Annotated in this window: 27 protein-coding genes and 1 other RNA gene; 11 read left to right on the forward strand and 17 right to left on the reverse strand. The window is 64.4% G+C overall.

Features of this window, described 5'->3' with window-relative positions:
* Nucleotides 1-295: 295 nt before the first annotated feature.
* The 12 genes from CO669_RS27190 to CO669_RS27245 all read right to left on the reverse strand — a co-directional run bounded on the left by CO669_RS27190 (nt 296) and on the right by CO669_RS27245 (nt 11,021).
* Nucleotides 296-1,792 carry a Do family serine endopeptidase gene (locus tag CO669_RS27190; RefSeq protein ID WP_097663029.1) on the reverse strand — a complete coding sequence of 499 codons (1,497 nt, stop codon included), beginning with the start codon at nt 1,790-1,792 and terminating at the stop codon, nt 296-298.
* Nucleotides 1,793-1,934: 142 nt separating this feature from the next.
* The gene (locus tag CO669_RS27195; RefSeq protein ID WP_097663030.1) at nt 1,935-2,141 is read right to left on the reverse strand and encodes a DUF2065 domain-containing protein; all 207 of its coding nucleotides are present in this window, start codon (nt 2,139-2,141) and stop codon (nt 1,935-1,937) included.
* A gap of 73 nt (nt 2,142-2,214) precedes the next feature.
* On the reverse strand, nt 2,215-3,108 hold the full coding sequence (gene hflC / locus CO669_RS27200; RefSeq protein WP_097663031.1) for a protease modulator HflC: 894 nt from the start codon (nt 3,106-3,108) through the stop codon (nt 2,215-2,217).
* The gene (gene hflK, locus CO669_RS27205) at nt 3,105-4,241 is read right to left on the reverse strand and encodes an FtsH protease activity modulator HflK (protein ID WP_097663032.1); all 1,137 of its coding nucleotides are present in this window, start codon (nt 4,239-4,241) and stop codon (nt 3,105-3,107) included. The genes hflC and hflK overlap by 4 nt, the downstream gene beginning before the upstream one ends.
* A 153-nt stretch (nt 4,242-4,394) precedes the next feature.
* On the reverse strand, nt 4,395-4,907 hold the full coding sequence (locus CO669_RS27210; RefSeq protein ID WP_097663033.1) for a dihydrofolate reductase: 513 nt from the start codon (nt 4,905-4,907) through the stop codon (nt 4,395-4,397).
* Nucleotides 4,907-5,392: a GNAT family N-acetyltransferase gene (locus tag CO669_RS27215; protein WP_097663034.1), complete on the reverse strand. Its 486-nt coding sequence runs from the start codon at nt 5,390-5,392 to the stop codon at nt 4,907-4,909. Before CO669_RS27215 ends, CO669_RS27210 begins: the two co-directional genes overlap by 1 nt.
* A 64-nt stretch (nt 5,393-5,456) precedes the next feature.
* Nucleotides 5,457-6,251, reverse strand: coding sequence for a thymidylate synthase (locus tag CO669_RS27220; RefSeq protein ID WP_097663035.1), 795 nt, complete (start codon nt 6,249-6,251; stop codon nt 5,457-5,459).
* Nucleotides 6,252-6,420: 169 nt separating this feature from the next.
* Complete coding sequence (locus CO669_RS27225) at nt 6,421-7,401, reverse strand: tripartite tricarboxylate transporter substrate binding protein BugD (RefSeq protein ID WP_097663149.1); 981 nt, start codon at nt 7,399-7,401, stop codon at nt 6,421-6,423.
* 118 nt (nt 7,402-7,519) lie between these two features.
* Entirely contained in the window at nt 7,520-9,034 is a 1,515-nt protein-coding gene (locus CO669_RS27230) for a tripartite tricarboxylate transporter permease (RefSeq protein ID WP_198964288.1), read from the reverse strand.
* Nucleotides 9,035-9,041: 7 nt separating this feature from the next.
* Nucleotides 9,042-9,803 carry a tripartite tricarboxylate transporter TctB family protein gene (locus CO669_RS27235; RefSeq protein ID WP_097663037.1) on the reverse strand — a complete coding sequence of 254 codons (762 nt, stop codon included), beginning with the start codon at nt 9,801-9,803 and terminating at the stop codon, nt 9,042-9,044.
* A gap of 91 nt (nt 9,804-9,894) precedes the next feature.
* Nucleotides 9,895-10,428: a chromate transporter gene (locus tag CO669_RS27240; RefSeq protein WP_097663038.1), complete on the reverse strand. Its 534-nt coding sequence runs from the start codon at nt 10,426-10,428 to the stop codon at nt 9,895-9,897.
* Entirely contained in the window at nt 10,425-11,021 is a 597-nt protein-coding gene (locus CO669_RS27245) for a chromate transporter (RefSeq protein WP_097663039.1), read from the reverse strand. Before CO669_RS27245 ends, CO669_RS27240 begins: the two co-directional genes overlap by 4 nt.
* 95 nt (nt 11,022-11,116) lie before the next feature.
* On the opposite strand from CO669_RS27245, the gene ssrA reads away from it, so the two are divergent.
* The 8 genes from ssrA to CO669_RS27285 all read left to right on the forward strand — a co-directional run bounded on the left by ssrA (nt 11,117) and on the right by CO669_RS27285 (nt 17,470).
* Nucleotides 11,117-11,482, forward strand: a transfer-messenger RNA (tmRNA) gene (ssrA, locus tag CO669_RS27250).
* 112 nt (nt 11,483-11,594) lie between these two features.
* Entirely contained in the window at nt 11,595-12,113 is a 519-nt protein-coding gene (locus CO669_RS27255; protein ID WP_097663040.1) for an SspB family protein, read from the forward strand.
* Between the two features lie 90 nt (nt 12,114-12,203).
* Nucleotides 12,204-13,637, forward strand: coding sequence for a class II fumarate hydratase (gene fumC / locus CO669_RS27260; RefSeq protein WP_097663041.1), 1,434 nt, complete (start codon nt 12,204-12,206; stop codon nt 13,635-13,637).
* A gap of 280 nt (nt 13,638-13,917) precedes the next feature.
* A complete protein-coding gene (locus tag CO669_RS27265) occupies nt 13,918-14,106 on the forward strand; it encodes a DUF4169 family protein (protein ID WP_097663042.1) in 189 nt (62 codons plus the stop codon).
* On the forward strand, nt 14,103-14,354 hold the full coding sequence (locus CO669_RS27270; protein WP_025038043.1) for a ribbon-helix-helix domain-containing protein: 252 nt from the start codon (nt 14,103-14,105) through the stop codon (nt 14,352-14,354). The genes CO669_RS27265 and CO669_RS27270 overlap by 4 nt, the downstream gene beginning before the upstream one ends.
* 125 nt (nt 14,355-14,479) lie before the next feature.
* Entirely contained in the window at nt 14,480-14,755 is a 276-nt protein-coding gene (locus CO669_RS27275) for a FeoA family protein (RefSeq protein ID WP_097663043.1), read from the forward strand.
* A 37-nt stretch (nt 14,756-14,792) separates the two neighbouring features.
* A complete protein-coding gene (gene feoB, locus CO669_RS27280) occupies nt 14,793-16,664 on the forward strand; it encodes a ferrous iron transporter B (RefSeq protein WP_097663044.1) in 1,872 nt (623 codons plus the stop codon).
* 188 nt (nt 16,665-16,852) lie between these two features.
* Nucleotides 16,853-17,470, forward strand: a complete 618-nt coding sequence (locus tag CO669_RS27285) for a class I SAM-dependent methyltransferase (RefSeq protein WP_097663045.1) — start codon at nt 16,853-16,855, stop codon at nt 17,468-17,470.
* A 65-nt stretch (nt 17,471-17,535) separates the two neighbouring features.
* On the opposite strand, the gene CO669_RS27290 is transcribed toward CO669_RS27285, so the two are convergent.
* From CO669_RS27290 to soxC, 4 genes are all read right to left on the reverse strand, one after another.
* A complete protein-coding gene (locus CO669_RS27290; protein WP_097663150.1) occupies nt 17,536-17,853 on the reverse strand; it encodes a hypothetical protein in 318 nt (105 codons plus the stop codon).
* Nucleotides 17,854-17,885: 32 nt separating this feature from the next.
* Nucleotides 17,886-18,287 (reverse strand): DUF302 domain-containing protein, encoded by a 402-nt coding sequence (locus tag CO669_RS27295; protein ID WP_502694519.1) that lies wholly within the window; start codon nt 18,285-18,287, stop codon nt 17,886-17,888.
* Between the two features lie 76 nt (nt 18,288-18,363).
* Nucleotides 18,364-18,912, reverse strand: coding sequence for a c-type cytochrome (locus tag CO669_RS27300; RefSeq protein ID WP_097663047.1), 549 nt, complete (start codon nt 18,910-18,912; stop codon nt 18,364-18,366).
* On the reverse strand, nt 18,899-20,170 hold the full coding sequence (gene soxC, locus CO669_RS27305) for a sulfite dehydrogenase (RefSeq protein ID WP_097663048.1): 1,272 nt from the start codon (nt 20,168-20,170) through the stop codon (nt 18,899-18,901). Before soxC ends, CO669_RS27300 begins: the two co-directional genes overlap by 14 nt.
* 217 nt (nt 20,171-20,387) lie before the next feature.
* Between soxC and CO669_RS27310 the strand changes: the two genes are divergently transcribed.
* The 3 genes from CO669_RS27310 (at nt 20,388) to CO669_RS27320 (ending at nt 24,324) form a co-directional block, all read left to right on the forward strand.
* Nucleotides 20,388-20,885, forward strand: a complete 498-nt coding sequence (locus tag CO669_RS27310; RefSeq protein WP_097663151.1) for a GNAT family N-acetyltransferase — start codon at nt 20,388-20,390, stop codon at nt 20,883-20,885.
* Nucleotides 20,886-21,115: 230 nt separating this feature from the next.
* On the forward strand, nt 21,116-22,621 hold the full coding sequence (locus CO669_RS27315) for an ATPase domain-containing protein (protein WP_097663049.1): 1,506 nt from the start codon (nt 21,116-21,118) through the stop codon (nt 22,619-22,621).
* Nucleotides 22,618-24,324: a response regulator gene (locus CO669_RS27320; RefSeq protein ID WP_097663050.1), complete on the forward strand. Its 1,707-nt coding sequence runs from the start codon at nt 22,618-22,620 to the stop codon at nt 24,322-24,324. Before CO669_RS27315 ends, CO669_RS27320 begins: the two co-directional genes overlap by 4 nt.
* 38 nt (nt 24,325-24,362) lie before the next feature.
* Here CO669_RS27320 and CO669_RS27325 read toward each other — a convergent pair whose 3' ends face one another.
* Nucleotides 24,363-25,259, reverse strand: a complete 897-nt coding sequence (locus tag CO669_RS27325) for a LysR family transcriptional regulator (protein WP_097663051.1) — start codon at nt 25,257-25,259, stop codon at nt 24,363-24,365.
* Nucleotides 25,260-25,286 lie beyond the last annotated feature (27 nt).

Genomic DNA, 25,286 nt, shown 5'->3' on the forward strand with positions numbered 1-25,286 from the left:
TGTCAGTGATGTGTCCGAACAGGTGTCAGCCATGTCTCCGGACTAAACAGAAGGCGGGTGATCCAGTATTCCAGAGACAGTGCGAGGATACGGAGAGGCCGCGGCGTACTGGATGCCCCGCCTTCGCGGGGCATGACATTGAGTGGGGCGAAGAGTGCATCTTGCCTCTCGCCTTACACTGCTGAGCCGTAGGGTGGGCAAAGGCGCACTTGCGCTGTGCCCACCATCTCTCTCGATTAGCCAAAATGCGTGGGCACGCTTTCGCTTTGCCTACCCTACGGGACCTATCCCGCGGCTACTGCACGCTCAGCGCCACGAAGCGCAGCTCGCCGTCCGCATTGGAGACCAGCAGCAGCACGGACTTCTTGCCGTCCTTCTTGAGCTGGTCGACGCGCTTCTGGATGTCGGCGCCGCTGGCGACCGCCTCCTGCGCGACCTCGACGATGACGTCGCCGGCAGAGAGGCGCTTCTCGGCGGCGTCGGAATTGGCGTCGACGCTGGTGACGACCACGCCCTTGACACTCTCCTTGATCTTGTAGCGCGTGCGCAGATCCTTGTTCAGCGCGGCGAGATCGAGCCCGAGCGCCTTCTGCGTCACCGGCTTTTCGGGCGCCGGCTCGTCGGTCTTCGCCGCGGTCTGCACCTTGTCGGGATCCTGGAGGCGGCCGAGCGTGACCTTCTTGGTCTCTTCCTGGCCCTTGCGGATGACGACGACGTCGACCTCCTTGCCGACCGCCGTGTCGGCGACGACGCGGGACAGATCCTTGGGATCCTTGACGTCCTTGCCGTCGAACTTGACGACGACGTCGCCGGGCTCGATGCCGGCCGGCTTGGCCGGACCCTTGTCGTCGACGCCGGCAACCAGCGCGCCGCGCGGCGGCTTGATGTTGAGGCTCTCGGCGATCTCGTCGGTGACGCTCTGGATCCGCACGCCCAGCCAGCCGCGGCGCAGCTCGCCGAACTGGCGGAGCTGGTCGACCACGCCCGCGACGGTCTTCGACGGCACGGCAAAGCCGATGCCGATGGAGCCGCCCGAGGGCGAGATGATCAGCGTGTTGACGCCGATGACGTCGCCTTCGAGGTTGAACAGCGGGCCGCCGGAATTGCCGCGATTGATGGCGGCGTCGGTCTGGATGTAGCTGTCATAGGGACCCGAGGAGATGTCGCGGTTCTTGGCCGAGACGATGCCGGCGGTCACCGTGCCACCCAGGCTGAACGGGTTGCCAATCGCGACCACCCAGTCGCCGAGCCGCAGCTTGTCGCTGTCGCCGAACTTCACCGCGACCAGCGGCTTGGTCGGCTTGAACTTCAACACGGCAAGGTCGGTCTTCTTGTCGACGCCGACCAGATCGGCCTTGATCTTGGTGCCGTCGTTGAGGATGACGTTGATCTCGTCGGCATCCGCGATGACGTGGTTGTTGGTGACGACGACACCCGCCGTGTCGATGATGAAACCGGATCCGAGCGAGTTGGTCTTGCGCGGCGGATTGGTGCCGCCATCGCCGCCCTTGCTGCCGCCGCCGGGACCCCTGCGGTTCTTGAAGAAGTCGTCGAAGAACTCCTCGAAGGGCGAGCCGGGCGGCAGTTGCGGCATGGTGTTGCCGCCGCCCTTGGCGTCGACGGTCTGCGAGGTCGAGATGTTGACGACCGCGTCGATCACCTTCTCGGCGACGTCGGCGATGCCCTCCGGTCCGCGCGCCTGGGCCGGCGCGCAGAACGCACCGAATGCACTGACGGCGAGCGCAGCCAGCCCTAAACGCAAGCGGGTCGGGGCAATCGTGGCAGCGGTCATTGGTATCTCCAGAGAAAGGATTCGGCATCCAGACTGCGCTCGAACGGGGGGACGGCGCAAGCACGGAGCTTAACGGGCCTCAAGGCCCCGATAATACGGCAAAAACCGGCCTTTCGCCTTCACTTTGGCGTTGGCGCAAGATCTAAACCGGGCGCCGCATAACCCAGATCAGGATCAGGCCGGCGACGGCCGAGCCGATCCCGACCACCCGCAGGACGTTGTCCGGCGTGGCGATTGCGCTCTTCATGGCCTTGCGCATCCAGTTCGGACTGGCTGCGAACATCAAGCCTTCCAGCACGAACAGAATGCCCAGGCCGATGAGGAAGTCGGCGAACGCAATGGACCTCATCGGATGGGAACCTCCCGTTTATGGTGTTCTTGTCTGGACGAAGGGCGGCGAGATTCGCCGCCCTCTGTCTAGCTTACGGTTTCGCCGGCGTCGCCGCCGTCTTGCCGGACGGGTTACTAAAGTACCGGAAGAAATCCGAGTCCGGCCGCAGCAGGAAGCGGGTGTCGTTCGACTTCAGCCCGTTCTCGTAGGCCGTCATCGACCGGTAGAAGGCGAAGAAGTCGGCATCCTTGCCGTAGGCCTCGGCGAACAGGCGGTTGCGTTCGGCGTCGCCGACGCCGCGCGTCTGCTCGGCCTGCGACCTCGCTTCAGCCTCGATCACGGTCGCCTCGCGATCGGCCTTGGAACGGATCTCCTGCGCCTTCTGGCCGCCCTGTGCCCGGAACTCGGCCGCTTCGCGCTCGCGCTCCGTCTTCATCCGTTGATAGACCGCCTGGCTGTTCTGCTCCGGCAGGTCGGCGCGGCGAATCCGGACGTCGACGACCTGGATGCCGTAACCGTCGGCCTCACGATCGAGCTGGTCGCGGATGCGCTGCATCAGCTTCTCGCGATCGTCGCGCACCACGTTGATGAAGGTGACCTCGCCGAGCACGCGGCGCAGTGCAGCGTTCAGGAGCGTGGTGAGCTGGATGTTGGCGGCCTGGATCGAGCCGACGCTCTGATAGAAGCGCAGCGCGTCCTTGATGCGGTAGCGTGCGAAGGCATCGACCACGAGCCGCTTCTGGTCCGACGCGATCGCTTCCTGCGACGGATTCTCCAGATCGAGGATCCGCTTGTCGATGTTGATCACCGAGTTCCACGGCGCCTTGAAGTGCAGGCCGGGCGCCGTGACGACGTCGACGGGCCGGCCGAACTGCAGCACGATGGTCTGCTCGGTCTGCGCAACCGTGAACAGCGACATGTAGCCGACGATCACGACGAGCAGGAGCCCGAGCAGCGTGACGATACCTGTGACCGGAGACCTCATCGGTTGCCTCCGCTCGACTGCGGACCGGTGGTAGGCGGCCGCTTGGTCGTCAGTTCGCCGAGCGGCAGGTAAGGCACGATGCCCTGGCCCGAGGGCCCGCCGTCATAGACGAGCTTGTCCGCGCCGCCGAGCACGCGCTCCATCGTCTCCAGATAGATCCGTTCACGCGTCACGTCGGGCGCCTTCTTGTATTCCTCGTAAACCTTCAGGAAGCGCGAGCTCTGGCCCTTGGCCTCGGCAACCGCCTGCTCCTTGTAGCCTTCGGCGGCCTGCATGATCTGCGCCGCACGTCCGCGCGCCTGCGGCACCACCTGGTTGGCGTAGGTCTGTGCCTCGTTCTGCAGCTGCTCGAGATTGGCGCGCGCCGCCTGCACGTCGCGGAAGGCGTCGATCACCTGCGCCGGCGGATCGACCTTCTGCATCTGCACCTGGCTGATCTGAATGCCGGCGCCGTAGCTGTCCAGAGTCTTCTGGATCAGTTCCTGCACGCCCTGTTCGGTGACGTTGCGCGCACCGGTGAGGATCGGCTGGATCTGCGAGCGGCCGATCACCTCGCGCATCGAGCTCTCGGCGACCGCCTTCACGGTGCCTTCGGGATTCTGGATGTTGAAGAGGAAGTCGCCGACGCCATCAGGCTTGATACGCCAGAGCACCGTGAAATCGACGTCGACGATGTTCTCGTCGCCGGTCAGCATCAGGCTCTCTTCCGGCACGTCACGAATGGAGCGACCACGCCGCGCCGGATCGTCGATCAGCGTCATGCCGATGGAGATGGTGTTGACGCGCAGCGCCTTCGGCAACAGCACGGTCTCGATCGGATAGGGCAGATGATAGTTCAGGCCCGGCTGCACCGTGCGGACATGCTTGCCGAAGCGCAGCACCACGCCGAGCTCTTCGGACTGAACGCGGAAGAAGCCCGACAGCAGCCAGAACGCGACGATCAGCAGCACGATGAGCGTGATGCCGATGCCGGAGAAATAGCCGCCCGGCATGATCTGCTGGAGGCGATCCTGGCCGCGTCGCAGAAGGTCTTCCAGATCCGGCGGCCTCGGCCCGACCGGTTGCGGGCCTGAGCCCCATGGTCCCTTTGGACCCGAGCCCCATGGGCCACCGCCCTGATTCTTCCACGGCATTCGACGCTCTCCTCGGCAGGGTGGAATTGCCCCCGCCCGCTTTGTCCGGTCCGGCTTTATAGGGGACAGGCAGGTCCCTTACAACGCAGCCTTCGTCGTCTTCCGAGCTATGCTCGGGCACGAAAAAGTCAATGTAAACATTGGCGAAAGCGGTTAATGGTCGCGCCGCCGACGATATGTCACATAGGAGTAGTCGGCGCTGTCGTCGGGGCCGGCAGGATGGCGGATGCGTTCAACCTCGTCCCACTCCGCCCTGTCGATGTCGAAATGCGTATCGCCTTCGGGCCGCGCATGCACTTCGGTGATCTCGAGGCGATCGGCGCGGTCGAGCCATTGCCGGAAGATCTCGGCGCCGCCGATCACCGCGATCTCAGTGACCGAACGCCGCAGGGCATCGCCGCGCGCAACCGCCTCCGCATCCGCAGCCGACGTCGTGACGATGGCCCCGTTGGCGCGATAGGCCGCATCGCGCGTGATGACGATATTGGTGCGGGACGGCAGCGGACGGCGCGGCAGGGATTCGAAGGTCTTGCGGCCCATGATCACGGGTTTGCCGATGGTCAGCGCCTTGAAGCGCGCCATGTCGGATTTCAATCGCCACGGCATCGCATTGCCCGCGCCGATGACGCCGTTCTCCGCAATCGCGACGACGAAGACGATCTCCATCAGGCGGAACTCCCGGCAAGCTCGGTCAGCGCCGGCCCGGTGACGCGGCACAGCGTCCAGTCGTCCATCATGACGGCGCCGAGCGATTTGTAGAAGGCGATCGACGGCGCGTTCCAGTCGAGCACCGCCCATTGCAGGCGCGCCCAGCCGTTGTCGACGCATTCCTTCGCCAGATAGACCAGCAGCGCCTTGCCGAGGCCCCTGCCCCGATGCGAGGGCCGCACATAGAGGTCCTCCAGATAGATGCCGTGGCGGCCGCTGAAGGTGGAGAAATTCACGAACCAGACGGCGAAGCCGACGGCCTCCCCGTTCCATTCGGCGATCGCGCAATAGAGCCGCGGCCTCTCGCCGAACAGCGCGTCCGCAATGTCAACCTCGGTCGCCTCCACCTCGTGCGAGAGCTTTTCGTAGTCGGCGAGCTCGCGGATGAAGGACAGAACGAGCCCGGCTTCCCCGGGCTGCGCACGGCGGATGTTGAGCGACATCGGTCTAATCTTTTTTGCGCATGATCTGATCGGAAAACCGCTGCACACCTTTCCGGATCATGCGTCAGACCGCGACTTCCGCCTTGATGTGCGGATGCGGATCGTAGCCGACGAGCTCGAAATCCTCAAAGCGGAAGGAGAAGATGTCCTTCACCTCGGGATTGATCCGCATCACCGGCAGCGCACGCGGCGCGCGCGTGAGCTGAAGCCGGGCCTGCTCCAGATGGTTGGAATAGAGATGGGCATCGCCGAACGAATGCACGAAGTCGCCGGGCTTCAGGCCCGTGACCTGCGCCACCATCATGGTGAGCAGCGCGTAGGAGGCGATGTTGAAGGGCACGCCGAGGAAGACGTCGGCCGAGCGCTGATAGAGCTGGCAGGACAGCTTGCCGCCCGCGACATAGAACTGGAACAGCAGGTGGCAGGGCGGCAGCGCCATCTTGTCGACGTCCGCCGGATTCCAGGCGGTGACGATCAACCGGCGCGAATCCGGCGTGCGCTTGATCATGTCGATGACCTTGGCGATCTGATCGATGCTGCCGCCGTCGGGCGTCGGCCAGGAGCGCCATTGATGGCCGTAGACCGGGCCGAGGTCACCATTGGCGTCCGCCCACTCGTCCCAGATGGTGACGCCGTTGTCGCGCAGATATTTGATGTTGGTGTCGCCCTTCAGGAACCACAACAGCTCATGCACGATCGCCTTCAGCGGCAGCCGCTTGGTGGTCAGCATCGGGAAGCCCGCCGACAGATTGAAGCGCATCTGATGGCCGAACACCGAGAATGTGCCGGTGCCGGTGCGGTCGGTCTTCTCGGCGCCGTCTGAAAGAATCCGCTCGAGCAGGTCCTGATACTGGTGCATGTGCGACTGAGCCTTTGGGGAGGCTGCGAACTTAGCGGCCACCCCCGCGCTGCAACAGCGGCGATTCGCTGTCCGCACCGATTATACCCGGAAAAGTGAGTGCTCCGCGCACAAACGGCAAGGGGCGGAACTCGCGTCCCGCCCCCGCCTATCGGCTTGAAAGTGCAGCTTAAGTCGCCGGCTTCAGCACCGGGGTCCACTTCGCGATCTCGTTCTTGACGAGGGCGGCCAGCGCCTCCGGCGTCCGCTCCGCAGGGGTGGGGATGACGCTGCCGAGCTCGAGCAGGCGCTTCTTCACCGTCTCGTCGTCGAGCGCCTTGCTGGCGGCGGCGTTCAGGCTGGCAATGATCGCAGGCGAAGTTCCCTTCGGCGCGAACATCGCATTCCAGGCCTGGGCCTGGAATTTCGGCAGGCCGGCTTCCGCCGTGGTCGGCACGCTGGGCAGCGACGGATTGCGCTCCGGCGTTGCAATCGCATAGGCCTTGATGGTGCCGGCATTGATCTGCGGCACGGCGTTGACGATCTGGTCGCACATGTAGTCGACCTGCCCGGCCACCAGCGCGTTCATCGCAGGGCCCGTGCCGTTGAACGGCACGCCGACCGGCTTGATGTCGAGGATCGAGTGCAGCAATTCGCACGAGACGTGGGAGACCGAGCCGACGCCGGCATGCGCCGCGTTCACCTTCTCGGCATTGGCCTTCACGTAAGTCACGAACTCCTTCAGGTCCTTCGGCGGAAAGTCCTTGCGCGCGAGGATCAGGATCGGCGTGCCCGCGAGCAGCGCGATCGGCTCGAAATCCTTCTCGGGGTGATAGGCAAGCTTCGGATAGAGCGGCACGGACGCGGCATGGGTGCCCATATGCCCGGTGATCAGCGTGTAACCGTCATTGGCCGCCCGTGCGGCGCGCGTGGTCGCGGTGGTGCCGCCGGCGCCGACCACGTTCTCGATGATGATGCTCTGACCGAGCGTCTGCGCCATGTGCCCGGTGACGATGCGCGCGACCACGTCGGTCGGACCGCCGGCCGCGAACGGCACGATCATGGTGATGCCGCGCGTCGGATAGGTCTGCGCCTCGGCCGGCGCAACGAGGGTGCCCAGCGATGCGAGCGCTGCCGCACATGCGCCCGTGAGCGCGCGAATGAAGGTCATGTCGATCCCCTTGGACAAAAACAAATGCCGGCCCAAAGGCCGGCATTTTCATTTCACGAAGCCGTAACACGAGTCGATCCGACTTCCGGATGCGGCGCGCCGACGCAGGGCGCGGCGCTCAGTTCTCGGATTCGGTGAACACCTCGTCGCGCTTGGAGCGCAACGCGGGCAGCACCGTGAGCAGCAGCAGGCTCGCCGCGATCGCGAGCAGCACGGCCGACAGCGGACGCGTCAGGAACACGCTCCAGTCGCCGCGCGAGATCAGCAGCGCGCGGCGCAGGTTCTCTTCCATCAGCGGTCCCAGCACCATGCCGAGCAGCAGCGGCGCCGGCTCGAAATCGTGCTTGATCAGCCAGTAGCCGACGAGACCGAACACGCCGGCGAGGATGACGTCGACCGGTGCGTTGTTCACCGAGTAGATGCCGATCGCGCAGAAGATCACGATCGAGGGGAACATCAGCCGGTACGGCACACGGAGCAGCCGGACCCAGATGCCGACCAGGGGCAGGTTGATGATGATCAGCATCAGATTGCCGATCCACATCGAGGCGATCATGCCCCAGACGAGGTCGGGCTGCTTCTGCATCACCTGCGGGCCCGGCACGATGCCGTGGATGGTCATCGCGCCCACCATCAGCGCCATCACCGCGTTCGGCGGGATGCCGAGGGTGAGCAGCGGGATGAAGGAGGTCTGCGCCGCTGCGTTGTTGGCGCTTTCCGGCGCCGCCACGCCCTCGATCGCGCCGCGGCCGAACCGCTTGGGATCCTTCGCGAGCTTCTTTTCGAGCGTGTAGGCCGCGAAGGAGGCGATGACGGCGCCGCCGCCCGGCAGGATGCCGAGGATCGAGCCGAGCACGGTGCCGCGCAGAATCGCAGGCGTCGAATCTTTCAGATCCTTCCTGGTGGGCATCAGACCGGTGATCTTCTGCTGCACGAGGTCGCGGTTCATCTCGGCACCGGCGTCGAGATTGCGGATGATCTCGGCAAAGCCGAACACACCCATCGCCACCGTCGCAAAGCCGAGACCGTCGGCGAGCTCGGGAATGTTGAACGCCATGCGCGAGGCGCCGGTCTCGATGTCCGAGCCGACCATGGAGAGCAACAGGCCGAACACGATCATCGCGATCGCCTTCAGCACCGAGCCCTTGGCCAGCACGACCGCGAAGATCAGGCCGAGCACCATCAGCGAGAAATACTCGGCCGGACCGAACGCCAGCGCCAGCTTGGTCAGCGGCGCGCCGAGCAGGGCAATCAGCACGGTCGCGACGCAGCCGGCGAAGAACGAGCCGATCGCCGCGATCGCCAGCGCCGGGCCGGCGCGGCCCTGCTTGGCCATCTGGTGACCGTCGATGGCGGTGACGACTGATGTCGCCTCACCTGGAATATTGACCAGGATCGAGGTGGTGGAGCCGCCATACTGAGCGCCGTAATAGATGCCGGCGAGCATGATCAGCGCGCCGACCGGCGGCAGTCCGAAGGTGATCGGAAGCAGCATCGCGACCGTGGCGATGGTGCCGATGCCCGGGAGCACGCCGACCAGCGTGCCGACCAGCGCACCGATCAGGCACATCAGCAGGTTGATCGGCGACAGCGCGACGGCAAAACCGTGAGCGAGGTTGGCAAAGATATCCATCACACCCTCACTGGATCAGGAAACGCGGAAACATCGGCATCGGCAGGCCGAGCACGTAGGGAAAGAGGATGGCACAGCCGATCGTCAGGCAAGCGCCGACGATGGCGGCCTCCAGCCAGCGCGTCTCGTTCGATCCCGTCGCCGCGATCATGAAGCTCGCAAAGGCCGTGACCACGAGGCCGAGGGAGCGGATCGACAGCGCGAAGAACAGGATCGCGGCCATAACGAATAGCGGCCCGCGCCAGGCATAATGGGCCATCGCCGGCCCGTCGCTCAGGAGGCCGGTCAAGGCGATGCCGGCGGACAAGGCGACCAGCAGTCCGCCGAACATCCGCGGCGCAGTGCCGGCGCCGAAGGAGAAGCCGCGCATGCCCTGCAGATCGCTCGAGGCCCACAGCGCGAACAGCGCCAGCGCCATCAGGATCACGCCGCCGACATAGTCCTGGGCCGACCTGATGGTCATGAACAGCGTGACGATCGCCACCGCAAAGAGCGGATAGGAGTAGATCAGCGCCAGCAGGACCTCGGATGACGCCTTCTTGGTGTCACCGCTGGCCGCTCCGATCAGCGCGCCGGGCGCACCGGCGAACAACGCCGTGGCGTGGGCCATCACCACTGCGGCCGGACCGCGGCCGGCGCCCCAGCCGAAAATCGTCCCGATCGACCAGATGAATTCGAAAATCTGCGGCGCTATCGCCAGCAGACAGAAGCCGAGCGCCACCGAGGTGTTTCGGGTGGCAGTCGCCGAGTGGCCCATCGTATCGGCCATGCATGTCTCCTCCGCGACCTGTAAGTCACGAGCACTGTTGTTCTAAATCGGCTGGAATTGGATCCCCCGCCCGATCACTGCCTAGCCATTTTCATCGCACAATGCCAGCAAAACCCAACAGGCCCCCGGCGAGCAGGAGCCAGAGTGGATTGATGCGCGAGACCGATGCGATCAGCGCAACCATTGCGGTCAGAAGCAGTGCAGCAATCGTGCGATCGGTCGACTGGGCCAGGATCAGGGCACTCGCGGCCATCAATCCAATCGAGAGCGGAACCAGTGCAGCCTGAATCAGGCCGGGCCAGCGCGATTGGCTGGGCCTGTTCAGCAACCGGCTGACATAATAGGCAAGCAGCGCCGTCGGCACGCACATCGCCAACGTCGCCGCCAGCGCGCCCGGAATGCCGGCGACCGCATAGCCGATTAACGTCACGATAAGCACGTTTGGACCTGGCGAGAGCTGCGCGATCGCATAGGCATCGCTGAACTGCTTGTCGGTCATCCAGTGCTGCACCTCGACGGCGATGCGGTGCATCTCGGGCACCGCCGCCGCAGCGCCGCCGACCGCGAACAGCGACATCAGTCCAAAGGTGGAGATCAGTGCCCAGATCGGGCTCTCGGCATTCATGCTGCTACATTCCGCCGCAGGAAAAAAGTGGCGCCGATACTGACGGGGATCGCAACCAGCAGCACCGCCGGAAGCGACAGGCGGAATACGCCGATGGCGAGGAACACGCCGAGCATCAGGATCAGTGCGAGCGGATCCGCCCGCTTCAGCAGCGGCGTCATCATGCGAAAGACCACCGCGATCAACAGCCCCACCGCAGCGCAGGAGATGCCGGCGAGGCTGCGGCGGAGCACGTCGAGGTCGCCGAAACGGGCGTAGGCGATCGCGAGCACCGTCATGATCAGCGTCGGCGGCAGCAGCAGCCCGGCAAAGGCGGCAACCCCGCCGGCAATGCCGCGCAGCCTCGACCCGAACACCATCGACAGGTTGACGATGTTGGGCCCGGGCAGGAAATGACAGAGCGCGAAGGTCTCGTTGAACTCGTCCGCCGTCATCCAGCGGTGCTGCTCGACGATGGCCCGCCGGGCAAATACCAAGACCCCGCCGAAACCGGCCAGCGACATCCGGGCGAAGGCCAGGAACAGCGCGGCCAGGCCCGGCGCTGCGGTGACGGGATCCGGCTCTTGGACGGCCGGTGCTGAATCCGGGGACATGTCAGGAGCTTAGAACGAGGGTCGCGCTGCGGCCAAGGTCACGCTCGCCTCGGTCCGGGCCTATCCAAAGGGAACCGCACCCCGTCCGCGCGAAACCCCTGTCTTTCGAAACCTCTGCCCCCTATATTGGGGGTGCCGGTTCGCCGGCTATGGAAATAAACGGTCGTCGCAATAAACCATTCGGACCCGGGGGCGGTACCCGGCGCCTCCACCAAAGCCCACCAGCGGGCTCATCCAAAGCGGGCTTTGGCGGGGGCGAAATAGGATCGACGAGGGCGTAAAGGGCGTACTTTTTCCCGGTATTGTTCCGCCGTTATCGGGCTACTGCAATAGTTGCCAACGACAACTTTGCTCCGGTTGCTCAGGCTGCGTAACGCAGTTTGAAAGACCACTCTAAAGTCCTAACGGGTTAAGCTCCGTTAGGCGGGGTTCGGAGGCACCTGGCAACAGAAGCCTCCACTTACCTTTATTTCTTCCCCGGCGGGGACTCCTGCTCACCCGTCAGGCGCGATATTATTGCGGCTTGGCGAGTCGAGCCGGCCGGTTCGGCTTCGGGGATGCAACAGGACCACCATGGCGACCGATCATATCCGATACGATGTGCTGGCCCGCGACGCGCTGCGCGGCGTGCTGCGGAAGGTGCTGACCGATGCCGCGGCCCATGGCCTGCCGGGGGAGCACCATTTCTTCATCACCTTCGTGTCGAAGGCCGAGGGCGTGAAACTGTCGTCGCGGCTGCTCGCGCAATATCCGGAAGAGATGACCATCATCCTCCAGCATCAATTCTGGGACCTGACCGTGCTCGAGGACCGCTTCGAGGTCGGCCTGTCCTTCGGCGGCATTCCGGAACGCCTGATCGTGCCGTTCAGCGCCATCAAGAGCTTCCTCGATCCGTCCGTGAAATTCGGCCTCCAGTTCGACACCTCCGACGTCGCCGAGGTCGCGCCGGAGAATTTGCCGGCGGCTCCCGCGCCGTCGGCCGTCGCCGTGCAGACCCCCGGTGCTGAATCCGCTGAAAGCACCGAGGAGCCGGAGACCCCGACCAAGGGTGGCGCCGAAGTGGTGCGGCTCGATCGTTTCCGCAAGAAATGATCTAGGTTGGCCGCGAAGCCGTCGCGCCCGGCCAGACTGCCTAATATAGAAGAGCACATGACAAGGCCGCGCGGCACCTCGCGCGGCAGAATGGATGTGCTCATGGCCAAAGCTTCCCGATCGAAGACCGCCCGCCCCGCGACCCGTACCGAGACCGACAGTTTCGGTCCCATCGAGGTCCCCGCCGACCGCTATTGGGGTGCGCAGACCGAACGCTCGCGCCAGAATTTCCGCATCGGCACCGACCGCATGCCGATCTCCCTGGTGCACGCGCTCGGCATCGTCAAGCTCGCCGCCGCACAGTCCAACCTCGAGCTCGGCCTGCTCGACCGGCGCCGCGCGGGTGCCATCATCCGCGCCGCACGCGAGGTGATCGAGGGCAAGCTGGACGATCATTTCCCGCTCGTCGTATGGCAGACAGGCTCCGGCACCCAGAGCAACATGAACCTCAACGAGGTGATCGCCAACCGCGCCAACGAGCTCCTGGGCGGCGAGCTCGGCGCCAAGAAGCCGGTGCATCCCAACGACCACGTCAACATGAGCCAGTCGTCGAACGACTCTTTCCCGACCGCGATGCATATCGCAGCCGCAAGCCGCATCGATGCCGATCTCGTCCCCGCCCTCGGCGAGCTGCTGCGCGCGCTGCGCAAGAAGGAGAAGGCGTTCGCAAAAATCGTCAAGATCGGCCGCACCCATACCCAGGATGCGACGCCGCTGACGCTCGGCCAGGAATTTTCCGGCTATGCGGCGCAGGTCGAGAGCGGCATCGCCCGGCTCAAGATCGCGGTGAAGGACCTCCATCCGCTGGCGCAGGGCGGCACCGCCGTCGGCACCGGCCTCAATTCGAAGCCGCGCTTTGCCAAGCTGTTCGCCAAGCACGTCGCCTCCATCACGAAGCTCCCCTTCACCAGCGCCGCCAACAAATTCGAGGCGCTGGCCTCGAACGATGCCTATGTGCTGGCGCACGGCGCCATCAATTCGGTCGCGACCGGCCTGTTCAAGATCGCCAACGACATCCGCCTCCTGGGATCGGGCCCGCGCTCGGGACTGGGCGAATTGATCCTGCCGGAGAACGAGCCGGGCTCCTCGATCATGCCGGGGAAGGTCAATCCAACCCAGTGCGAGGCGATGACCATGGTGTGCTGCCAGGTGTTCGGCAATCACACCGCCATCACGGTCGCCGGCAGCCAGGGCCATTTCGAGCTCAACGTCTACAAGCCCGTGCTGGCCTACAACATGCTGCACTCGATCCGCCTGCTGGCGGATGCCGCGCGATCCTTCACCGAGCATTGCGTCAGCGGCATCCGCGCCGACGAAAAGCGCATCAATGAGCTGATGCAGCGCTCGCTGATGCTGGTGACGGCGCTCGCCCCGAAGATCGGCTACGACAACGCCGCCAAGGTGGCCAAGACGGCCCATGCCAACGGCACCACGTTGAAGGAGGAGGCGCTGCGGCTCGGCTTCGTCTCGGCGGACGAGTTCGATCGCCTGGTGCGTCCCGAGAAGATGACCAGCCCGGGATAAAATTCCGAATTCCGATCGCCATCCGTAATGATACGGACGCTCCTCGCCCAGAAATGTGCGGCTTTGGGGGCGGGATTTGATTACCGTCAATGTTCCGGCGGAACGGCGTGCTACGCAGCCATTCCGCCCCTCGACGGGGGTCAAATTCATCGTTTGATGGCCCGAGGGGCCGATTGACGAGGACGAGCGAATGGCGATCAAGTCTTGTAGGGCGCAACGCGGCACCCTGTTTCTGAATGTTTCATCCAGCCTGAAGAGGATCGGATGATGGAGACGCGGCATGGGGAACGTCATCAACCTGAATCGTTTCAGGAAGCGCGCCGAGCGGGAAGCCTCGGCGAAACAGGCGGACGTCAACCGGACGAAGTTCGGTCGCACGAAGGCGGAACGGTCGGCGGAGGAGACGCGCGCGGACAAGGCGAAGGCGCACCTGGATCAGCATCAGATCGATCGCGAGGAGCAGCCATGAAGTCGCCCGTCGTGAAGCGGTCGATCGTCGTCGCCGGGCACAAGACCAGCGTCAGCCTGGAAGAGGCGTTCTGGAACGGCATGAAGGAGATTTCCGGCCTGCGCAACATGACGTTGTCCGAGCTGGTCGGCGAGATCGACAACAACCGCCAGCAGGGCAACCTGTCGTCGGCGATCCGCCTGTTCGTCCTGGACTACTTCAAGAGCCGCGCCATGGCCGCCCAGCCGGACAAGGTCCCGGCCCAGTAGCCAACCCAACCCCGGGGGGCACCTTTGACGGGCGCTCCGCCATCCGCACTTTAAAATCACTCTAAGGTGCGGTTTCAGCGAGCGCGCGCGCTTGACCTCACTGCCTTGCGTTGAAAATACAGGGCATGACCGACACCAATGATACGCGCCCGCACATGCCGCTGGGTTTGGCCCAGCGCGGCTATACCGGCGTCATCCAGCAACTTTCGGCTCGCCAGGCGGGCTCGGCGCTCTCGGACATCGAGCTCGAGAGCCGCCTGATCGAGCTCGGCTTCGTCGAGGGCGCGCGGGTGGAGGTCCTGCATGAGGGGCTGGTCGGGCGCGACCCGATCGCCGTGCGGGTCGACAGCATCACGATCGCCGTCCGCCGCCGCGAAGCCATGGCCATCATCGTCGCTTAAGACCGCGACCGTATATCTGCCCCAGGCCCTTGATCCCATGGAATTACCCCTGCTGCATCTCGCCCTGGTCGGCACGCCCAACAGCGGCAAGACCTCGCTGTTCAACGCCCTGACCGGCAGCCGGCAGAAGGTTGCGAACTATCCCGGCGTCACCGTCGAGCGCAAGGAAGGCTTCTTCGTCACCCCCCTGGGACGCCAGGTCTCGGTGGTCGACCTGCCCGGCACCTATTCGCTGCGCGGCCGCAGCCCGGACGAGGAGATCACCCGCGACTTCGTGCTCGGCAAGGCCTCCGGCGAGGCCGTGCCCGATCTCGTGCTGTGCGTGGCCGATTCCACCAATCTGCGGCTGACCATCCGCCTGCTGCTCGAGCTCAAGCGCACCGGACGGCCGATGGTCCTCGTGCTCAACATGTTCGACATCGCCGCCCGCCGCGGCATCACCGTCGACGTCGAGCGGCTCGCCAAGGAGCTCGGCCTGCCCGTGGTCACCTCGATCGCGGTGCGCAAGGGCGGCACCGCCGACCTGTTGAGACTGACCGACGAGGTCTCGGCCAAGCTTGCCGCCGAGGCCGAGGCGAACAGCTGGCGCGCGCTCAGCGTCGCCGAGCTGCGCGCAACCCAGCGCGAGGCCGACCGCATCATCGCCGATTGTGTCAGCCTGCCGAGCCGTCCCGACACATGGACCGCGCGGATCGACGCCGTGGTGCTGCATCCCGTCGGCGGCCTCGTCGTGCTGGCGCTGATCCTGTTCGTGATGTTCCAGGCGGTGTTCGCCTGGGCGCAGCCGCTGATGGAGCTGCTCAACTCCGGCTTCGATGCGCTCGGCGAGTTCGTGCACGCCACCCTGCCCGCCGGCCTGTTGCAGAGCTTCCTGCAGAACGGGGTGATCTCTGGCGTCGGCAGCGTCATCGTGTTCCTGCCGCAGATCATCATCATCTTCCTGTTCATCCTGCTGCTGGAAGATTTCGGCTACATGGCGCGCGCCGCGTTCCTGATGGACCGCATCATGGGCGGCGCCGGTCTGCACGGCCGCGCCTTCATTCCGCTGCTGTCGAGCTTCGCCTGCGCCATTCCCGGCATCATGGCGACGCGCGTCATCGACAACAAGCGCGACCGGCTGACCACGATCCTGATCGCGCCGCTGATGACCTGCTCGGCGCGCATTCCGGTCTACACGCTGATCATCTCCGCCTTCATTCCGGCCAAGGACGTCTGGGGCTTCATCAACCTGCAGGGCCTCGTGATGTTCGGCCTCTACGCCGCCGGCATCATCAGCGCGCTTGCCGTCTCCTTCCTGATCAAGTTCTTCATGCTGCGCGACTATGCGCCGGCGCCGTTCATGCTGGAGCTGCCGGACTACAAGATGCCGCGGCTGAAATCGATCGTGATCGGCATCTACACCCGCGCCAAGATGTTTCTGGTGCGCGCCGGCACCACGATCTTCTCGATGATGGTGCTGATCTGGTTCCTGGCCTCGTTCCCGCAGCCGCCGGCAGGCGCCACCGAACCCGCCATCGACTTCAGCCTCGCCGCCATCATCGGCAAGGCGCTGGAGCCGCTGCTCGCGCCCGTCGGCTTCAACTGGCAGATCGCGGTCGCGCTGATCCCGGGCATGGCGGCGCGCGAGGTCGCGGTCGCAGCGCTCGGCACCGTCTACGCGATCGAAGGCGGCAAGGAAGCGGCCGAGCAGATCGGCCAGGTGCTGGCGACGAAATGGTCGCTCGCCACCGCCTTGTCGATGCTGGCCTGGTACATCTTCGCCCCGCAATGCGCCTCGACGCTGGCCGTGATCCGGCGCGAGACCGGCAGCTGGACCTGGATGGCGGTGACGTTCACCTACATGCTGGTGCTGGCCTACGCGGCAAGCCTCGTGACCTACAACGTCGCGGTCGCGCTGGGGGCCGGCTAGCAGCCCTCCCACCAAAAAGTGCGAAAACAACCCCATGCACAGTAGACGGGGCCTGTGAAATCAACGGCTTGCGGGAGGCCTCATCGGGAGTCGACGGCAATCCGATTGACCCGTCGCGCAAAACAGCGACGACGGCCCGCAAGCGACAGCCGCCTGTGTCGCGAGCGGCTGCGTCAGGCGGAACGAAAATGAACTCTGATGCGGACAACATCATTGGACTGTATCGCCGACACGCCGCCGCGTGGGCGCGCCTGCGCGGGCGAGATCTGACGGAACGAAAATGGCTCGACCGTTTCATCGCGCATTTGCCTGCGAGTGCCAGGGTGCTCGATATCGGTTGCGGCACCGGAGAGCCGATCGCGCGCTATCTGCTCGAGGCCAGATGTGACGTCACCGGCATCGATGCCGCTCCGGAAATGATCGACATCGCAAAGAGGCATCTTCCCGGCGCGACCTGGCGTGTTTCGGACATGCGATCTCTGGAACTGAACGAGACATTCGATGGCCTGCTCGCCTGGAACAGCTTTTTCCATCTGGCTCCCGAGCAACAGCGCCAGATGTTTCCGATCTTTGCTCGGCACGCCGCCGATGGTGCAGCGCTGATGTTCACGAGCGGTCCATCGGCTGGGGAAGCCATCGGAACGTTCGAGCGTGAGCCGCTCTACCACGCCAGCCTCGCCCCGGCGGAATATCGCCATTTGCTCGACAGCAACGGTTTTGACGTCGTCGACCATGTGGTGGAAGACCCGGACTGCGGCCGGCTCACGATCTGGATCGGACGCTTGCGGCAACGAGAGACAGCATGAGCGGCGAAAACATCACGACGCGGTTTCCAGGAACTCCATTGTTCACAGCTGCCTAGACTTCCCCCTCAGCGCGGGTCGCCGCGTCCATCGTCCGGATCGCTCTCCTGCTCGGAGATCAGCACCGCGGGCTCGTCATAGCCTTTTCGGCTGCTGTAGAAGACAAGCGCCATCAAGCCGACGCCGACGACCAGCGAGAACACGACGCCGAGCACCAGCGCGACGTAGCCCGAAGCGGGCACGCTGGTATCGGTGCTGGTCCAGCCGAGATAACCGAGAACGCTCGCAGCGACGAGCATCGCGCATAGCCCGCCAACGACCAGCCATCTGGTGAGTTTGCCACCTTGCGGCGTGGATGACGCCGGTTGTCCGTCAGTGTCGTTCATGGATCTATCCTCGCGCGGCCGTCGCGTCACGCTCACGGCGTGGTGGCCTTGGTTGCGATCGCATGCAGGGCGCCCGTCATCGCGGTAACCGCAGCCGTTGCCGGCTCGCCGACGCCATGACGCCCGGCGAGATAGGCGGGGTCGTTGTAGGACAGCCAGGTTGCGCCTTGCTCGTCCTGCCAGACCAGCGCCTTCAGCGGCAGGTCGATGCCGACGGTTTGCGCTTGCTGCATCAAGGGCGTGCCGCCCTTGGCGTTGCCGAAGATGATGAGATCGGTCGGCCGCAGCGGCAGGCCGACCGCGGCGGCACCGGCCGCATGATCGACGCGGGCGAACACGGTGAGGCCCTTGGCCTTCACCTCCGCCTCCAGCCGTTTCATCGTGTCCTCGGGCCCGAAGCTGCTTTTGATGGTGATGAGGCCGTCTGCAGCCATTGCCTGTGTCTCCCATGAACATGTCGCTGCGATCAGAACGAGGATCCTGATCAATATCGAAAGCTTCATCGCCCGCTCACTTCCTGCGGAACAGCTTGGCGGGATCGAACTCCGGTTGCGGAACGAAGCCGTCGCGATTGGGCATCCTGATTTTCGGCAGACTTTCCTTGTCCACCTTGCCGTCGGCGGGAATGATGCCGTTGAGGCTCAGAATGTAGGCGGTGACGGCATAGGTCTCCTCGGTGCTGAGCGAGCCCGGGGTCGGATAGGGCATCGCGCGATGGATGTAGTCGAACAAGGTCGTCGCGTAGGGCCAGAAGCTGCCGACGGTCTTGACGGGCATGTTCGAGGCAAGCGTGCCCTGCCCTCCGGCGAGACGATCCTTGATGCCGCCCTGGCCGTTGTCGCCATGACAGGCCGCGCAATTGTCAGCGAAGACCTGCTTGCCCTGCACTGCCGTGCCACTGCCGTCGGGCAAGCCCTTGCCATCCGGGCCGACGTCGATATCCCACAGCTTGATTTCGGCAGGCGTCGCCGGACGGCCGAAATCGAACGCCAATGCGGGGGCGGAGAGCAGGCCGAATGTGAGGATGCCGGCGAGAAACAGCTTGTCATGCGAGGACATTGCGGACCCTCCCGGTCTCATCGATGCTCCAGGTCTGCTGGGCGTTGTAGTGGAACAGTGCATTGGTCCCCATCGCGGCGATGAAGGTCTGCCGATCCGGCTGGGCGTTGCCTTGCTCGTCGGTCGAGCGGCTGACAATTCTGGTCGGCTTGCCGTCCCAGACCCAATCCATCTGGAAACGCACCTGCGCCTTGGACAAGACCGGCTGAGCCAATTGCGCCTGCTTCCACGTCCGGGCGCTGTCGGTCGAGATCTCGACCTTGGCGATCTTGCCATGACCGCTCCAGGCAAGACCCGAGATGCGGACATAGCCCGGCTGAATCTGCATCATGCCGGAGGGCTGTGTGATGACCGAATTGGTCTCCATCCTCAGTTGGAATTGCCGTGCCTTGCCGTTCGCGAGCAGTTGCGTGTAGCGCGCCGTCTCCCAGCGCGTCATCCACGGCGCGTTGCCGAATTTGAGGCGGCGCAGCCATTTGATGTTGAGGTTGCCCTCGAAGCCAGGCATCACCAGCCGCATCGGAAAGCCGTGCGCGGGTCGCAGCGGCTCGCCGTTCTGTCCGTAGGCGATGAAGGCCTCGTTCACGATTTCGTCGGTGAGCGGGATGCTGCGGTCGACGCCTGCACCGTCTCCACCCTCCGCCAGCATCCAGGTCGATCCCTTGTCCTTGGCGACGAGGTCGATCAGGAATTTCAGAGGCACGCCGGTCCACTCGTTGGTGCTGACGAGGCCATGCGTGTTCTGCACCGTCAGATCCGGATCCGCCTTTTTCCAGTTTTCCCATCCATTGCCGGTGCATTCGATGAACACCACGCGCGTGATCGAGGGCATGCGCTTCAGGTCTTCGACGCTGAACACCAGCGGCTTCTGCACCATGCCATGAACGAGCAGCCGATGCTGCGCGGGATCGATGTCGGGCACGCCGGAATGGCTGCGCTCGTAATGCAGATCGGTCGGCGTGATATTGCCGACCAGCTTCTGGTGCGGCGTCTTGGAGTTGATGGCATCGCTCGGATCGACGTTGCGCTTGCCCGGCGTGGCCTCGGGAATGCGGTCGAGCCTGGCGAAACGGGAGCGCTCGCTGTGCGCACTGAGATCGGCGCCTGGCGCGCGATCAGGGACGTCGGCCAGTGTCTCTGCCCGAGCTACCTCGCTCGCAGCGACCCCCAGGAAGCCCGCCGACAGGCCGCCCACAAAGCCGCGGCGAGAAACGTCCGCCTTTCGTGGCAACCCTTCGCTTGATGTCTTGGACGTCATAATATCTCCCCGTCGGTCGTCGTGCCTTTTCGAAATTCGACCGCTTTCATGGGGTGACATTGACCGAACGCTGCGAAAATTTCCTGTTAGGTTGTGTTAGAACCCATGAGGGGTCGGTCACCTCGCTTGCGCGACGGCCCAATCGGGGAGCATCCGGCACACGATGACGGTATCGCACGCGAGATCGCAACCAATGTTGAAGCCGTCGTTTGATTCCATGGACCACTTCGTCACAGACCGACTGACCGCCGGGAGGCTGAACGAAAGTCACCTCGCCGACCTCGTCGCACTGCATCAGGATCCCGACGTGTCGCGCTATCTCGGCGGCGTGCGTTCGGCGGAGACAACGAAGGCTTACCTCGACGTCAACATGGCCCATTGGGACCAGCACGGCTTCGGGCTGTGGGCGCTACGCGGGAAAGACGGCAGGTTCGCGGGACGGGCCGGCATTCGGCATCTACTGGTCGACGACATCGACGAGATCGAGATCGCCTACGCGCTCACGCGCGATCTCTGGGGCCAGGGATTTGCCAGCGAGATCGCGTCTGCAATCACGGAGATCGGACTGTCGCAGCTCGCGCTGCCATGCCTCGTCGGCATCGCGAATGTCGGAAACGGTGCATCCCGCCGCGTGCTGGAGAAATCGAATTACCTGTTCGAGCGCAGCATGGTCAGTCGCGGCGAGGAGGTCGCGATCTACCGCGTCCGGCGGTGAGCGCCACATTCACCGGCACAGGACGTGCCGACGTCCTCGAACCTGCCTTTGTACAAATTTGAACCGACAAGCAGGGAGCTGTCCGCGCCGACTTCCGATCGGCAGGCGCGCGCGCCCTTTCGGGAACCCGAGCGCCGCTAAAGAGTTCCTTTTTCGGACTGCATTGGTCCAGCCCCGGCTTTGGCGCTTGGGTAGATCGCTGGCTTCCGACACATCCGTAGGGGGGTTCAATGACTGGTCCATCCCGGACCGCTCCAGAGCAGGATTTGCCGCGCGTTTCGACCGGCAGTGAAGGTCTGGACGACATCCTGGGCGGCGGCTTGGACGCCAACCGAATGTACCTCTACGAGGGCCGGCCAGGCACCGGCAAAACCACGATTGCGCTGCAATTCCTTCTCAGGGGCGTGCGCGGCGGCGAGCGCGTGCTCTACATCTCCCTGTCCGAAACGCAGCGCGAACTCTCTCTCGTCGCGCGGCGGCACGGCTGGTCCCTGCAAGGGGTGGACATCTTCGAGCTGGTCCCGCCCGAGACCACCCTCGATCCCGAGCGCGAGCTCACCGTCTTCCATCCGGCAGAAATGGAACTGAGCGAGACCACCAACCTGATCTTCAAGGAGGTCGAACGGATCAACCCGACCCGCGTGGTGCTCGACAGCCTCTCCGAACTGCGTCTGCTGGCCCAGAATCCGTTGCGCTACAGGCGGCAGGTGCTGGCGTTGAAGCATTTCTTCACCAACCGCAACTGCACCGTCGTCCTGCTCGACGACCTGTCGTCCTCTCAGGACGATTTGCAACTGCATTCGATCGCGCACGGTGTTGTGATGCTCGAGCAGGTTGCCATCGACTACGGCGCCGAGCGGCGCAGGCTGCGCGTCATCAAGATGCGCGGGATCCGTTTTCGCGGTGGCTTTCACGACTTCACGATCGAACAGGGCGGCTTGCGGGTCTTCCCCCGCCTCGTGGCGGCAGAGCATCACCGCTCATTTCCTGGCGAGTTCGCGCTCAGCGGCAGCTCCGAACTCGATCAGCTTCTCGGTGGCGGCCTCGAGCGCGGCACGAACGCGCTTCTGCTCGGCGCGGCGGGTGTCGGCAAATCGTCGCTCGCGCTGAGCTATGCCATCGCGGCAGCCGAACGCGGCGAGCACGCCGTGTTCTTTGCTTTCGATGAAGGCCGCGGAACGGTCGAGGCACGGGCCAGGACACTGGGCCTGCCGCTCCAGAAGCACCTCGATTCCGGGATGATCCGGTTTCAACAGATCGATCCCGCCGAATTGTCGCCCGGCGAGTTCGCGGCGATCCTGCGCCGCAGCGTGGAGGCCGACAATGCCCGCCTGGTCGTTATCGACAGCCTGAACGGTTATCTGAATGCGATGCCGGACGAGCGATTTCTCATCCTGCAGATGCACGAGCTGCTGAGTTACCTTGCACAGCAGGGCGTGCTCACCATCCTGATTCTCGCTCAACATGGGCTGGTCGGCCCCATGGATACGCCCCTCGACATCAGCTATCTCAGCGATGCGGTGCTGATGCTGCGCTATTTCGAGTTTGCCGGGACGGTTCGGCGCGCCTTGTCCGTCGTCAAGAAGCGCAGCGGCAATCACGAGCATAACATCCGCGAGTTTCGGCTGGGCGCCAACGGCATCAAGCTCGGTCCGCCACTGCACGAGTTCAACGGCATATTCTCCGGCAACCCGCATTATACCGGCACCGTGCTCCCGGAAGGGCCGGTTGGATGAGCACCAACCAGGACAACCGCGTTCTCATCTTCGCTCCGATCGGGCGCGACGGGCCGGCATCGGCCGAGCTTTTCCGCAGCTCGAACCTCGACGCGACCAGCTGCCGAAGCCTGCCTGAGCTCGTTGGGGAGATGACCCAAGGCGTCGGCGCGGTGTTTCTGGCCGAGGAAGGACTGTTCGGCAAAGACACCGGAGCGCTCGCGCAATGGATCGCGAACCAGCCGCCATGGTCCGACCTGCCCTTTGTCGTTCTCACCAGCCATCGCGAGCAGCCCGCGGTCGTCGCCTGGCGACGCAACATCGTCGCGCTTCTACGCAACGTCTCGCTGCTCGAACGCCCCGTGCAGCCGATCACGCTGACCAGCGCGATCCAATCGGCGATGCGGGCACGAGGCAGACAGTATGAGATCCGGGCTTTGCTCGAGGCGCGTGAGCAGACCGCGCAGCAGCTCGAGAAGCTCGTCATTGAACGCACCCGAGCGCTGGCTGAGGCCAACGAGCAGTTGCGCCTCGAAATGAAGGAGCGCACCCGGGTCGAGGAGACGCTTCGCCAGGCCCAGAAGATCGAAGCCATCGGCCAGCTCACGGGCGGCGTGGCGCATGATTTCAACAATCTGCTGATGGTCATTTCCGGCGGTCTCGACATGCTCGATCGCCAGACCGACCAGAGCCGCCGGCGTCGCCTGATGGACGGCATGATCCAGGCGGCGCAGCGCGGCGCCAGCTTGACCAGGCAGCTCCTCGCGTTCTCGCGCCGGCAGAAGCTTCGCCCGGAGCCCGTCGACGTCGCCGCGCAGATCGGCGGCATGCGCGAACTGCTCGATCGCAGCTTGCGGGGTGACGTCCATGTCGAGTTCGAATTTCCGGACTCGCTCTGGCCGGTGGAAGTCGATTCGGGCGAGCTCGAGCTGGTCGTTCTCAACCTCGCCGTCAACGCACGCGACGCCATGCCCAATGGCGGCACGATCGTCGTGCGCGGCGAAAATCTGCCCGATCTCAAGGACGAGCAGATCGCAGGCGACTACGTGCGTCTGTCGGTCGTCGACACCGGCGTCGGCATGAGCCCGGAAATCCTGACGCGCGTGTTCGAGCCGTTCTTCACCACCAAGGACGTCGGAAAAGGCTCGGGACTCGGGCTCGCGCAGGTCCACGGATTCGCGACGCAGTCCCGAGGGACGGTCCGAATCCTGTCGGAGGTCGGCCGAGGCACCAAAATCGAGCTGTACCTGCCGCGATCATTCGGCGTCCCTTCGAAGGAACGGCACCTCATCGACCTCACCATGGTGCGGCCGAAGAAGAGCAACCAGGGCCGGATCCTGCTGGTGGAAGACGACGACGAAGTCGCCGCACTGGTCAGCGAGATGCTCGGCCAGCTCGGCTATGACGTCACGCGCGCCGCCAGCGCCGCCGCGGCTCTCGGCGCTTTGGCCGATGGCCGCTCCGTCGATGTGATCTTTTCGGACATCATGATGCCGGGCGGCATGAATGGGGTCGAGCTCGCGCGGGAGATCAGGAACCGACGAAGCGACATCCCGGTGTTGCTCACCAGCGGATATGCCGAAGCGTCGGTCAACGAGGCCGAGACGGAAGGCATCCAGATCCTGGCAAAACCCTACCACATCGACGAGCTCGCCGCAGCGCTGAACGCCACCAGAGCAAGCCTGCCGGTCGATGCAGAATCGAAGCGCTCGAATTCGTGCTGACATCGCAGCGAACGTCGCCGGCCTTGAACAACCGATCATCACGCGTTGCGATGGCGCAGCGCGTCGACGATGATCTTGAAGGCAGGCGAGTTCTGGCGCCGGCTCGGATAGTAGATATGGTAGCCGTCGAAATTCGGCGACCAGTCGTCCAGCACGAGCGCGAGATCGCCCGACGCGATATGGCCCTTGACGATGTTCTCGGGGACATAGGCGATGCCGTATCCTTTCAGGGCCGCATCGACCTGGGCGTAGGAATTGTTGAACGTCAATTGCCCCTCGACCCTGACGCGGAGCTCCTGGCCGCGCCTGGCGAATTCCCACGCATACAGTCCACCTGTCCGCTCCAGCCTCAGATTGATGCAATTGTGCCCCACGAGTTCATGAGGATGCTTCGGTTCGCGATGGGCGGCGAAGTAGCCGGGTGACCCCACGGCCACCAACCGCCAATCGGGCCCTATCCGCACCGCGACCATGTCCTTTTCGACGCTCTCTCCGAGACGAACGCCGGCGTCAAATCCGTCCTCGACGATGTTGCGAAATCCGTTGTCCAGGCTGAGCTCAAGCTTGATGTCCGGATAATCCTTCAAGACGGGCGCCAGCTTCGGCCATACCACGCTCTGCAGCGCATGCTCGGACACCGTCATCCGGATCCGCCCGGACGGCTTGTCGCGGAATGCCATGAGGTCGGCAATGTCAGCCTCGATCTCGGCAATGCGCGGCGCCAAGGACTGCCGCAGCTGCTCGCCGGCCTCGGTCAGCCCGACGCTGCGGGTGGTCCGCGTCAAGAGCCGGATACCCATCCGGTCTTCGAGACGCTTGATGGTGTGGCTCAGGGTCGATTGGGCAACACCGAGCTTGGCTGCCGCCTTGGTGAAGCTGAGCTCCCTGGCGATCGTGAGGAACGTCAGAAGATCGTTGAAATCCTGCTTGGCCATGATTGTCCGCCCGCGGAGGGTTCCGAT

Source organism: Bradyrhizobium sp. Y36 (assembly GCF_002531575.1).
GTDB lineage: Bacteria > Pseudomonadota > Alphaproteobacteria > Rhizobiales > Xanthobacteraceae > Bradyrhizobium.

Bases quoted from the DNA above. Each gene is read 5' to 3' on its own strand.
- CO669_RS27190 (WP_097663029.1), bottom strand. From the start codon at position 1,792: ATGACCGCTGCCACGATTGCCCCGACCCGCTTGCGTTTAGGGCTGGCT.
- CO669_RS27195 (WP_097663030.1), bottom strand. From the start codon at position 2,141: ATGAGGTCCATTGCGTTCGCCGACTTCCTCATCGGCCTGGGCATTCTG.
- hflC (WP_097663031.1), bottom strand. From the start codon at position 3,108: ATGAGGTCTCCGGTCACAGGTATCGTCACGCTGCTCGGGCTCCTGCTC.
- hflK (WP_097663032.1), bottom strand. From the start codon at position 4,241: ATGCCGTGGAAGAATCAGGGCGGTGGCCCATGGGGCTCGGGTCCAAAG.
- CO669_RS27210 (WP_097663033.1), bottom strand. From the start codon at position 4,907: ATGGAGATCGTCTTCGTCGTCGCGATTGCGGAGAACGGCGTCATCGGC.
- CO669_RS27215 (WP_097663034.1), bottom strand. From the start codon at position 5,392: ATGTCGCTCAACATCCGCCGTGCGCAGCCCGGGGAAGCCGGGCTCGTT.
- CO669_RS27220 (WP_097663035.1), bottom strand. From the start codon at position 6,251: ATGCACCAGTATCAGGACCTGCTCGAGCGGATTCTTTCAGACGGCGCC.
- CO669_RS27225 (WP_097663149.1), bottom strand. From the start codon at position 7,401: ATGACCTTCATTCGCGCGCTCACGGGCGCATGTGCGGCAGCGCTCGCA.
- CO669_RS27230 (WP_198964288.1), bottom strand. From the start codon at position 9,034: ATGGATATCTTTGCCAACCTCGCTCACGGTTTTGCCGTCGCGCTGTCG.
- CO669_RS27235 (WP_097663037.1), bottom strand. From the start codon at position 9,803: ATGGCCGATACGATGGGCCACTCGGCGACTGCCACCCGAAACACCTCG.
- CO669_RS27240 (WP_097663038.1), bottom strand. From the start codon at position 10,428: ATGAATGCCGAGAGCCCGATCTGGGCACTGATCTCCACCTTTGGACTG.
- CO669_RS27245 (WP_097663039.1), bottom strand. From the start codon at position 11,021: ATGTCCCCGGATTCAGCACCGGCCGTCCAAGAGCCGGATCCCGTCACC.
- CO669_RS27255 (WP_097663040.1), top strand. From the start codon at position 11,595: ATGGCGACCGATCATATCCGATACGATGTGCTGGCCCGCGACGCGCTG.
- fumC (WP_097663041.1), top strand. From the start codon at position 12,204: ATGGATGTGCTCATGGCCAAAGCTTCCCGATCGAAGACCGCCCGCCCC.
- CO669_RS27265 (WP_097663042.1), top strand. From the start codon at position 13,918: ATGGGGAACGTCATCAACCTGAATCGTTTCAGGAAGCGCGCCGAGCGG.
- CO669_RS27270 (WP_025038043.1), top strand. From the start codon at position 14,103: ATGAAGTCGCCCGTCGTGAAGCGGTCGATCGTCGTCGCCGGGCACAAG.
- CO669_RS27275 (WP_097663043.1), top strand. From the start codon at position 14,480: ATGACCGACACCAATGATACGCGCCCGCACATGCCGCTGGGTTTGGCC.
- feoB (WP_097663044.1), top strand. From the start codon at position 14,793: ATGGAATTACCCCTGCTGCATCTCGCCCTGGTCGGCACGCCCAACAGC.
- CO669_RS27285 (WP_097663045.1), top strand. From the start codon at position 16,853: ATGAACTCTGATGCGGACAACATCATTGGACTGTATCGCCGACACGCC.
- CO669_RS27290 (WP_097663150.1), bottom strand. From the start codon at position 17,853: ATGAACGACACTGACGGACAACCGGCGTCATCCACGCCGCAAGGTGGC.
- CO669_RS27295 (WP_502694519.1), bottom strand. From the start codon at position 18,287: ATGGCTGCAGACGGCCTCATCACCATCAAAAGCAGCTTCGGGCCCGAG.
- CO669_RS27300 (WP_097663047.1), bottom strand. From the start codon at position 18,912: ATGTCCTCGCATGACAAGCTGTTTCTCGCCGGCATCCTCACATTCGGC.
- soxC (WP_097663048.1), bottom strand. From the start codon at position 20,170: ATGACGTCCAAGACATCAAGCGAAGGGTTGCCACGAAAGGCGGACGTT.
- CO669_RS27310 (WP_097663151.1), top strand. From the start codon at position 20,388: ATGGACCACTTCGTCACAGACCGACTGACCGCCGGGAGGCTGAACGAA.
- CO669_RS27315 (WP_097663049.1), top strand. From the start codon at position 21,116: ATGACTGGTCCATCCCGGACCGCTCCAGAGCAGGATTTGCCGCGCGTT.
- CO669_RS27320 (WP_097663050.1), top strand. From the start codon at position 22,618: ATGAGCACCAACCAGGACAACCGCGTTCTCATCTTCGCTCCGATCGGG.
- CO669_RS27325 (WP_097663051.1), bottom strand. From the start codon at position 25,259: ATGGCCAAGCAGGATTTCAACGATCTTCTGACGTTCCTCACGATCGCC.